This is a genomic window from Pseudomonas sp. MF06569 (assembly GCF_059862735.1).
Map to the genome: position 1 here is coordinate 94,559 of NZ_JCBCUZ010000007.1, position 9,179 is coordinate 103,737.

General features: G+C 55.4%; 14 protein-coding genes. 4 read left to right on the top strand and 10 right to left on the bottom strand.

What is annotated here, in order from left to right:
• Positions 1–95: 95 nt before the first annotated feature.
• From AC19YQ_RS09570 to AC19YQ_RS09615, 10 genes are all read right to left on the bottom strand, one after another.
• Positions 96–347, bottom strand: coding sequence for a hypothetical protein (locus tag AC19YQ_RS09570; RefSeq protein WP_500595007.1), 252 nt, complete (start codon positions 345–347; stop codon positions 96–98).
• A 151-nt stretch (positions 348–498) separates the two neighbouring features.
• Positions 499–1,062: a hypothetical protein gene (locus AC19YQ_RS09575; protein WP_409497636.1), complete on the bottom strand. Its 564-nt coding sequence runs from the start codon at positions 1,060–1,062 to the stop codon at positions 499–501.
• Entirely contained in the window at positions 1,062–1,277 is a 216-nt protein-coding gene (locus AC19YQ_RS09580) for a hypothetical protein (protein WP_409497637.1), read from the bottom strand. Before AC19YQ_RS09580 ends, AC19YQ_RS09575 begins: the two co-directional genes overlap by 1 nt.
• A gap of 2 nt (positions 1,278–1,279) precedes the next feature.
• The gene (locus AC19YQ_RS09585) at positions 1,280–2,575 is read right to left on the bottom strand and encodes a tyrosine-type recombinase/integrase (RefSeq protein WP_500595008.1); all 1,296 of its coding nucleotides are present in this window, start codon (positions 2,573–2,575) and stop codon (positions 1,280–1,282) included.
• Positions 2,572–2,781, bottom strand: a complete 210-nt coding sequence (locus AC19YQ_RS09590) for a hypothetical protein (RefSeq protein ID WP_500595009.1) — start codon at positions 2,779–2,781, stop codon at positions 2,572–2,574. Before AC19YQ_RS09590 ends, AC19YQ_RS09585 begins: the two co-directional genes overlap by 4 nt.
• The gene (locus AC19YQ_RS09595) at positions 2,781–3,014 is read right to left on the bottom strand and encodes a hypothetical protein (RefSeq protein ID WP_500595010.1); all 234 of its coding nucleotides are present in this window, start codon (positions 3,012–3,014) and stop codon (positions 2,781–2,783) included. Before AC19YQ_RS09595 ends, AC19YQ_RS09590 begins: the two co-directional genes overlap by 1 nt.
• Positions 3,014–3,514: a hypothetical protein gene (locus AC19YQ_RS09600; protein ID WP_500595011.1), complete on the bottom strand. Its 501-nt coding sequence runs from the start codon at positions 3,512–3,514 to the stop codon at positions 3,014–3,016. Before AC19YQ_RS09600 ends, AC19YQ_RS09595 begins: the two co-directional genes overlap by 1 nt.
• 30 nt (positions 3,515–3,544) lie before the next feature.
• Complete coding sequence (dnaB, locus tag AC19YQ_RS09605; RefSeq protein WP_500595012.1) at positions 3,545–4,912, bottom strand: replicative DNA helicase; 1,368 nt, start codon at positions 4,910–4,912, stop codon at positions 3,545–3,547.
• Positions 4,905–5,615, bottom strand: coding sequence for a helix-turn-helix domain-containing protein (locus AC19YQ_RS09610; RefSeq protein ID WP_500595013.1), 711 nt, complete (start codon positions 5,613–5,615; stop codon positions 4,905–4,907). The genes dnaB and AC19YQ_RS09610 overlap by 8 nt, the downstream gene beginning before the upstream one ends.
• A 363-nt stretch (positions 5,616–5,978) precedes the next feature.
• Positions 5,979–6,224, bottom strand: a complete 246-nt coding sequence (locus AC19YQ_RS09615) for a Cro/CI family transcriptional regulator (protein ID WP_240882335.1) — start codon at positions 6,222–6,224, stop codon at positions 5,979–5,981.
• A gap of 83 nt (positions 6,225–6,307) precedes the next feature.
• Here AC19YQ_RS09615 and AC19YQ_RS09620 point away from each other — a divergent pair, with 83 nt between their 5' ends.
• The 4 genes from AC19YQ_RS09620 (at position 6,308) to AC19YQ_RS09635 (ending at position 8,902) form a co-directional block, all read left to right on the top strand.
• Entirely contained in the window at positions 6,308–7,078 is a 771-nt protein-coding gene (locus AC19YQ_RS09620) for a LexA family transcriptional regulator (RefSeq protein WP_240882334.1), read from the top strand.
• Positions 7,079–7,104: 26 nt separating this feature from the next.
• Positions 7,105–7,578 carry a hypothetical protein gene (locus AC19YQ_RS09625; protein WP_240882333.1) on the top strand — a complete coding sequence of 158 codons (474 nt, stop codon included), beginning with the start codon at positions 7,105–7,107 and terminating at the stop codon, positions 7,576–7,578.
• Entirely contained in the window at positions 7,532–8,203 is a 672-nt protein-coding gene (locus AC19YQ_RS09630; protein ID WP_240882332.1) for a BRCT domain-containing protein, read from the top strand. The genes AC19YQ_RS09625 and AC19YQ_RS09630 overlap by 47 nt, the downstream gene beginning before the upstream one ends.
• A 315-nt stretch (positions 8,204–8,518) precedes the next feature.
• On the top strand, positions 8,519–8,902 hold the full coding sequence (locus AC19YQ_RS09635; protein ID WP_240882331.1) for a LuxR C-terminal-related transcriptional regulator: 384 nt from the start codon (positions 8,519–8,521) through the stop codon (positions 8,900–8,902).
• Positions 8,903–9,179: the final 277 nt, after the last annotated feature.

The following is a 9,179-nucleotide window of genomic DNA, read 5'->3' on the forward strand; positions in this document are numbered from 1 at the left end:
CCGAAAACGAAAAAGCCCCGGCAAATGCCGAGGCTTTGTGAACTGTAGAAAGCAAAAGCCCAGCACATTGGCTGGGCAATTTAAAGCAGCAATCGTTATCGGTCGATACGCACCTTGTAATGCGCACCTTGGATTATGGCGGAGACAGGCGAAGGCCTAAAGACTTTACTCAAACCCAGCTGCAAGCCTTCACAGACCGACTGAGCCTGGTCGGGATTATCATCTTCAAGCGGAAAAGAAATTTCGAAAGGTAAATTACTGAGAGGTAACTCGGCAAACTCACTTTTCGCCATTCTTTCCATAGCGGTAACCATCTTGCTGATTAATCCTTGCGTTTCCATATCCATCGGGCCTTCCTCCTATTCGAAGCTAAAGGATGACTCAGCCGCCTTTAAAACGCAAAAAAGCCCTGCTTTAGGGCAGGGCTTTAGCTTGTCAATTCTCATAACGCGTAAGATCGACATGATGGGGTTAATTTACGGCCAGTCGGCCACTCAGTCAAGCGGCATCAATAAAGATTTCTTCGCGGTCGAAGAGCTCTGTGGCGTGTATCACTGCCGTCTCCTCCAAAGACTCAAGCCGCTGATGGATACCAGACCGCCATCTATGCCGGGTACGCTCAGGCGAGGCCGCTGGATCCCAAGTGTTCATGTCGTAGAACTCAACAGGCAGCACGATCATATCCGTGGACCGCTTCCCATCCTGCACGCCGCGCAGCTTGGGAATCGCCCATGCAGTCACAGCTTTGTAGATGAAGAGCTGTGGAGCCGGAGAGGAGATACGTGGAACAAGTCGCCCAATTGCCCCGACTTTGTTCGCTTTGTGCGTCGAGTACTTCGCCACCAACACATCCCACTGGGCCGGGGCAAGCTCACGGTGCAGCAGCGCATACAGGCAGCAGTCATAGTCGAACTTGTCCCGCACGGAGATACCCGCGCCCTGCCCGCCTGATCGCAGCTCGGCATCGATCAGCTTCTGCCAGCTCTGCTTGGTTGAATTGTCGATGTTGTCTGCTGCAAGCACGCGCACCAGGGTGCCCATCACGTCTTTGTACATACCCATCACTTGATCTCCAACGCTACTGACTGGGTGGACTTCAAAGCCCGCACACCACATCTGGCCAACACCATGTTCTGGTAGGCATGAATAGCGCTGCAGAACTCTTTCTGTTCCATCGGGTGCTCAATGGGCAGCTTCAGGTATTCATTCCAAGCATCCCCCAGCATCTGAGCAACCTTGGCTTCTTGATCAGTCAACTCAGCAGCTGCGGTGGCCATTTTTAATCCTCTACTGTGGTTGTTTTCTGAATAGCGCTGCACGCCACGCCGTTAGCGGCTTCCAGCGAATTACCGGATTCTCCGAATCTAACGCCTGTCTGCCCGTGGATCAGGCCGAAACCCTTCTGGTCTAGATGGGCATGCCATTTATCTAGGGCGTCACGCTTGCGACTCATCACGTCCGACTGGATGTACACCTTCACGCTGTGGCCCATCGCGTGATTGATCAGCAGCTCACCAATCAGGTGATCAACTCCAAGGTCTGCCCAACCGGTACGGGCCACCTTGCGCAGGTCGTGACTGGTCCACTCACCCTTGCCCAGCCGAGCGAATACAGCACTGGCCTGCCCTTCACTCAACGCCTTGCCATTGCGGGCCGGGAACAGGTACTGGCCGTCATAGCCGCGGGCGGTTTGGGTGTCGCGGTACTGGATCAACAGGGCGCGCACTTGGTCGGTCAGCGGCAGGTGATGCTCCACACCGGTCTTGGTGTGTTCAGCCGGAATGAACCACTCCCGTTCGGCCAGACTGATGTGCGACCAGCGCGCTTGCCGGGTCTCCCCTATACGCGTGCCGTGGCACAGCATCATCAAGGCCAGCATGGCGTCAGCGGGTTCATTCGCCATGACCGGGGCCAGCTCGCTCAGCAGATCCTGCAACTGCACGCCGCGCAGCCGGGATGGCTTAATGCCGCGCTTGGCCTTGGAGAAGTCGCTGAACTTGATGCCCGCCATTGGATTGGACGAAAGCCAGCCCAGCGTTAAAGCCTGACGGAATGCCGAAGCCAGCAACTGGAACGCCAGGCGCACGTAATCGATGGAGAGGGTTTCCTGTAGCGGCCACATGAACAGGTTGTCGAGGGTGGCCTTGTTGACCTCGGTCAGCAGCAGTCCGCCCAAACGCGGCAACAAGTGGCACTTCATGGCCGAGGCCCCGGTGGTCTTTCGCTTGGCCGACAGGTTGCGGTCTAGAGCCATGCGGCCGGCATACCAGCTCAGCAGTTCGCCCGTGGTGACCCACTGGGAAATGGTCGAGCGCGCATCGGCCGACACACGCAGGCGCACGGCCGGCAACTCAGCCAAAACCTGCTTGGCGCTCAAGGCCGGAAAGGCTCCGATGCGATGCCAGCGGCGCTTGCTGACCAAGTACCAAGAGCCACGGGTGCGGTTCTTGGAGAAGCGAAAGTGCAACGCCGGGTGACCGGCATCACGCAGGTCACGCACATGCTCAAGCTTGGCATTGCGCCCAATCTCCGCGTCGGACAGCTTTACGGTCAGGGTTTTGATTTTGGTGTTCATTGCCCCGCTCCCACAGTTGATTGCAGGTCCACCACCTCAAAAGTACTTGGCCACATCAGGCGACCAAACGTGTGTGCCGCACTCTCATGCTCAAACAAGGCGACTGCCCGATCGGGCTTGTGGCTCAAGTCAAACTTGTACGAGCAGGAGTGCACTGCCCAGCGATAGGCGCTCAACTCAACTGGGGCGAGGTTTGGGTTGGGCATCAGATCTTTCCCTTCCGGCTAACCTTTCCTTCCGCCTCAAGCTGACGCATGATCTTGCGCAGGGTATTGAGGTCATATGCGTACATCATCGCTTTGATCCATTTGTTCACGATGTAAACGCAGACGCCGGACAGAACGAACAAGACCGCAGCCAACACAGCAACGGCAGCGCCCGCCATCACCCCATAGCCCAAGCACAGAGCGATTGAATCAATGGTCCGTGAGTAGGCCATCAAGCGAACTCCTTCAGCGCTTCCTGCAGGCGCTTGGCCTTTGTGATGGTTTCAGCATTGCTTTCCCGCTCCGCCTCAACCGACAACGCCACCTCTTCAATGCGCCCAGCCAGCGCCTTCATGCGTTTGCTGAACTCGTCAGAAAGACTCACCATCTCGCCGGACAGGCCAGCCAAAGCATCCAGAGCGCCTTCAGGCTTCTTGATCGGTACAACAGTCTGTTTGGCTGCCTGGGTCATGATTTGCTCCTTCTTTGGTTTTGGGGTGGCGGCATCGCGCTGAAACTTCCCGCCTACGGGCTCACGAATAAGGCCGGCGTCCTTGAGTTCGCCAAGGGCGCGGCGTATTGCGTGATCCGGAGCAGTCGTTGCGGTGGCGGCCATGGCCGCACCACGAATCTCATAAGTGGTCCAATTGTCTTGAATAGGCACGAAACAGAAGATCTTCTGGGCGATTGAGGACTGCCCAGCGAGAAGCTGTTGCTCGCGTAATTCATTCATGGGTGAGTACCTGCTTTTCAAGTAAGTCCATCAGAACTTCTCCTTGCTGTAGCGGCTGGCCATGCTGGCGACCTTCTGGACCTTAGGGGTCTCAACCCAGCCCGCCGCCAGTTGTTCGAATCGGCTGTACTGGCCCAGAAAGGCCGTACGCACGGTGCCGGTCTCAATGTCCCGACCCTTGCCGATGATGATTTCTGCGATACCTTTGGCTTCGCTGTGTTCGTGGTAAACCTCGTCGCGGTACACGAATAGGATGATGTCGGCGTCTTGCTCGATTGCACCTGACTCCCGAAGATCCGAGCACAATGGGCGCTTGTTCGGGCGCTCTTCGCATTTGCGCGAAAGCTGGCTGAGCAGGATCACCGGGATACCCAGCTCACGAGCCATCAGCTTGGCGCTGCGGGTCATGTGACTGACTTCTTGCTCCCGGCTGAAGGTGCGCGAATCAGAGTCCATCAGTTGCAGGTAATCGATCACGATCAAATCCAGACCGTGGCGTCGCTTATGGCGCCGGGCAGCCGAACGAATCCGATTGATCGTCATCGAGGCCCGATCAGAAATGGATAATTTGGAGTGTTTGAGCTTGCCAGCAGCGCTCATCAATTCGGAGCCGTGAGACTGAGGGGCCGTACCGTTCTTGATCAATTGCAGTGGGATACGCCCTTCGGACGCCATAAAGCGATCCATCAGGCCGGTTTTGTTCATTTCCAGACTGAACACCATCGCGCTCTTGCTCTCGCGGATAGCGACATGGGAGGCGATGTTCATGGCCAGGGTGGTTTTACCCATCGCCGGGCGCCCAGCGATGATGATCAACTGCTCAGACTTGAGCCCTTGAAGCTTGGCGTCCAGATCAGGAATGCCGGTAGACAGGCCGTCGATGCCCTCCCCACGATCTGCCCGGGCCTGCAAGACCTCGATGTAGTCATCCAGAATGTCTTCGGCCATCACCACTTCGGATGTGGCGGACTGGCTGTCGATGGTCTGGGCCTCAGCCTGCACCGCCGCGACCTTGTCCACGGTTGGCTGGTCGCTGTGGGCAATCTCGTTGATGCGATCGCTAAGCGCGATCATGGCCCGGTCTAGGCTGCGCTCACGCACGGTGATGGCGTATGACGCAGCATTGGCGGCGCTGGGCGTGTTTCGGGTGATTTCAGCAGCATACCAGGTGGCGTTCTTGGTGCTGGGAAGCTCACCGAGGTAAACGCCCACCGTTACGGCATCAGCCGGCTTGCCTTCGGCGTGCAAGGCCAGAATGCCGCGATACAGGGCTGCGTTGTCTTGGTAGTAAAAATCATCGACAGCCAAGTCTGCACTCAGGATGTCGATCAGCTCGGGGCGCAGGAACATCGCACCCAGCACGCCGTGTTCGGCCTCAACGCTGTAGGGATCACGCATTGTAATTACCCTCCACAACCTTGACGAAGTTGCTCGGGGCGATCAGCCAGTCAAACGTGGCACGGAAAGGCTTGGCGCCATTTCGACCATCAGCCTCCCCCATCAGGAATGCACTTGAACCAACCAGGGCGAAGAAGTCAGCCCAGAAATCCAGATCCTGATGCACGTCACTTTCGTTCCAGCGAGCACTGATCTTGGATTTCCGATCCTTGGTGAGCATTGCCACTTGCGGCAACCCTGGAAGAGTCTTGTTGAACAAGTCGACGATGGCTTGAGGGTCGCACTTCGGCTTCGAGAATTTCGGCGATTCATCACCCCCTACAAGAGGTGACGGTTCAATTGATGGTTCCTTTACGGTTCTGGGGGCAGCTGCTGCCGGGGTATCCGGCACCTCCTGCCGGGGTGATGGGGCATCTGGTGCCGGGGGGCATTTAGTGCCGGGGGCATATCCTGCCGGGGTTATCGTGTACCAAGTGGATCGACCGTAGCGCTGATTACTGACCAAAACACCGGCCTCTTCAAGCCAACGCAATGCACCTCGAACAGCTCGCTCTGACAAACAAGTGCGAACACCAATGGTGTTGATCGAAGGCCAGCAAACACCCTCGTCGCTGGCGTTGTCTGCAAGGCTGATCAGTACAGACTTTTGGGTCGGGCTCATGCCTTGGAGTGGCCAGCAAGCGCTCATGATGATCGTGCTCATGCAGAAGTCTCCTGCCCAGGTGCAAGGGATGCTTTCAGATGTTCAAGGCACTCTCGACTGAGCTGGGTTTTCGATTCTCGGGAGTACTGAAAACGAACCAAGCGTGCAGCACTCATGGCCGCGCGCTGGTGATTTATGCGGGGCTGGAATGTGCTTTCAGAGGTATTGCGTGAAGATTCTGTGGCGCTCATAATGGCTCCCGAAGTTTGTTGTAAAGCTGTGAAAAAGCTCGCCCTGTCCGGCGGGCTTTTTTTTGCCTGCGATTTATCAACTGGATGGATTAACAGCTAATCCGAGGTGCTGTTTGGTGGGCTCTGGAGGATGGATAATTGCCAGACACGCAAAGCCGGTCCTCTTGATTGCTCAGACGGCAACAGCTTCAAGTGGATTGTTTTTTGCAGGATTCTGCGAAGGGAATGAACGCACTTCCTCCGCCGTGTATGAGCCATCCGCGTGCTCGGTGACGTATACGTCCCGACCACGACGTATAGCTTTGCTGAGCGCGCCTTGAGTCATTTTGAGTAAGGCTGCCGCCTCACATTGCCCAAACTCCTGAGCAAAATGGGTGATGTGGGTTCTCTTCACAGGAGTTCTCTCCATGGTTTTCATGGAGAGATATTACCTATGGCATTTTTAAATGTAAATGCCAATGGCATTTGATGCTTTATTACCGATGGGCATAGGATTCGGCCATGAGCAAAAAGCCGCTACCCCCCGAAAAGAAAGAAGAGTGCCAGCGACTCAAGGCCATCTTTAACGCGAAGAAAAATGAGCTTGGTTTAACCCAGGAGAAGCTTGCTCATGCTTTGGAAATTAACCAGAGCTCCGTAAGCCATTACCTAAACGGCATTAACCCCCTCAACGCCACAGTGGCTGCAAGCTTTGCGAAAATTCTCGGCGTCGATGTTTCCGCATTCAGCGAGCGTCTTGCCGAAGAAATGATCAAGATCGCCCAAGCTATCGGCCCGCAGGCTGCCAAAGAAGACAACGTAATAACTGTCGACTTCGCCAGAAAGCCTGACAGTGAGGGATACGTGACAATCCCTCGTCTGGATGTGTCCGCTTCCATGGGCCGAGGCATAGCAGCGCCAGACGGGCACATTGATGTGATCCGTGACATTACCGTGCATTTGGACTGGCTCGCCCGCCGAGGAGTCCATTATTCAAAGCTCGAAAATCTGGCGATCATTACTGGCGATGGCGACAGCATGGAAGGCACCTTCAGTGATGGTGCGTCCCTTCTGATTGATCGCGGGATTACTGAAATAAAAACAGATGCCATTTATGTTTTCACGCTCGACGGCGATCTGTTTATCAAGCGTTTGCAACGAATCACCGGCAAGTCCTTGTCGATGATTTCTGACAACCCAATCTATCGACCTATTGACCTGCATGGCGAGCAACTGGAGCGCATGCACGTCCACGCCCGCGTCCTTTTGGCTTGGGATGTGAAGAAGCTGTAACAAAAATCTGCAGGATGGACCCTTGGATGACCCTGATCGAATCAATTGAGACAAGCCGAGTAATTCAGCGATCCCATGCTGAGCCGGCAAGGTCGCGCCTCAGCTGGCACGATACTTGGCAAGGCCCAGACTCTGGACTGATAAAGAACTGGGAGATTGGTCGAAAGCTTGCTATCCATAACCCCGACTTGGCCTCGCGAACACGGGCCGGAGAGCTCCCTCCCTTGAACTGGAAAGGTGGAAGCGATCGAACTCTAGTTAAGCGCGAGAAGTTCGGCTCCTTGCGCTATCTGGCCCAATGGCAGGGGCTACGCGGGGAAGATCTGAGCATTTCCTTGGATTCAGAAGTAACTATCAAATGTGCTAAAACGCAGATGATAGTGACCTTCACTCCGGACATTCGCAAAATCCTGAATGAGTCCGAAACTAGTAACATTGAAGAAGGAGCTTTAAATGGTGGACCTACATCAGGAGTTTCAGAACAGTCGCTTTTTCCATGAGGACCGTATTGATAGACGCTCTGCTGATGCCCTTGTAGGCCTGGCAGCCGGAATTGTTTCGGACGGTGTCGTAACCTTGAAAGAGGCCATTTTTCTTGAAGAGTGGATTGCCAAAAATCTTCTGCACTTAGAAGACCCTGTCGTCAACATCCTCTATCGCCGCCTATCAAATATGCTTTCCGATGGGGTCTTGGATGCCGAGGAGTCGAGAGAGCTTTTGGCAATGCTGCAAAATTTCTCAGGCCTTAGCCTTTGCCAAGGTAAAGCCGTGAGCAAAGCCAGCGAGAACAGCTTTACTGCTCCGAACGACCTCCCCTTCAACATGCCCATTCCAGAAATAGTCTGGCAAGAACGCTTGTTCGTCTTCACGGGTGTTATGGCCTATGGGCCGCGCAAGGACTGCCAGGCGCTTATTGAGGAGCGTGGAGGGTTGATTGGTGGCGGGATCAATAAAAAAACTCACTACCTGGTGGTGGGGAGTGTTGGGAACGATCAGTGGCGCCATAGCAGCTATGGCTTAAAGATCATGAGAGCCGTTGAGCTGCGCGAGTCCGGGAGTCCAGTAGCCATAATTGGCGAGCATGCTTGGCAAGAAGCCCTTTTCGGACAGCCTGCAAACAGCTAACGCCATGCGTCACACCTGAAAGCTCTCATCTGCCCAATATAGAAACCCGCCAAGTGCGGGTTTTTTCATACCTATTGAAAATATTATTACCATTGGCATTTACAAATAATATTGCCATTGGTATTGTTTGCTTCATCGCCGAATCACACCGGCAACAAGCCGGAGACTCACCGGCTACCACGGCCAGGGGGAATCCTGACCCCAGCCCCCTCACGGGGACCGACTGGCTCAGCAATGAGAGCTCTTTAGAAACGGACACTTTCACTGCTGCACCTGGGCAACCGGGTGCAGCAGGAAAACAACCGGGTATACATCATGGAATCGACAATCGTAGACGGTGCATGGAAGGGCCACCTCGGCCGAGGCCTTGCGCCACGGGAACTGCAGTTCGTGCTTTCAGTTGCTCAAGGGCTGACGGCCAAGGAAATCGCCAGGGCGTTCGACATTGCACCGGGCACCGTGGTTAAGCGACTGGCCTGCGCCATGTACAAGCTAGGCGTTCACCGCCAAGGCGCGATGGTCGCCGAAGCTATGCGACGACAGATCATCACCCCGCTGTGCTTGCTGCTCATCGCAGTGATGACGATGCAAGGTCTTGATGACAGCGGGATGGCTCGACGTGATCGCCGCCCCAGTGAGCGACGAGGCGGCGAACTGAGAATGACGCGCCGGGCTGACTCTTTTGATCTGGTCGGCTAATCAGAATCAACCAGCGCCACGACAGCCTGTCGCTAACTGCCCGGTCACCTGCGTGCCGAAGCGCAGGCTGTATCGGAGTGTGATGTGTTTGCCCCGCAATGGGTGGGCCCAGAAATGGGAAGCCGGAGCGGAGGAATATGGGAGGCGCAAGCCAGTAAGTCGGGCAGCCCAGACCGGACGACAAATCACACCCCGATGCGGACGCCAACCCAGCAGACGCTGGACACCTGCATCACCCCTTACCTGCTGACAAACAAAAAAGAGGATTCAGCCATGC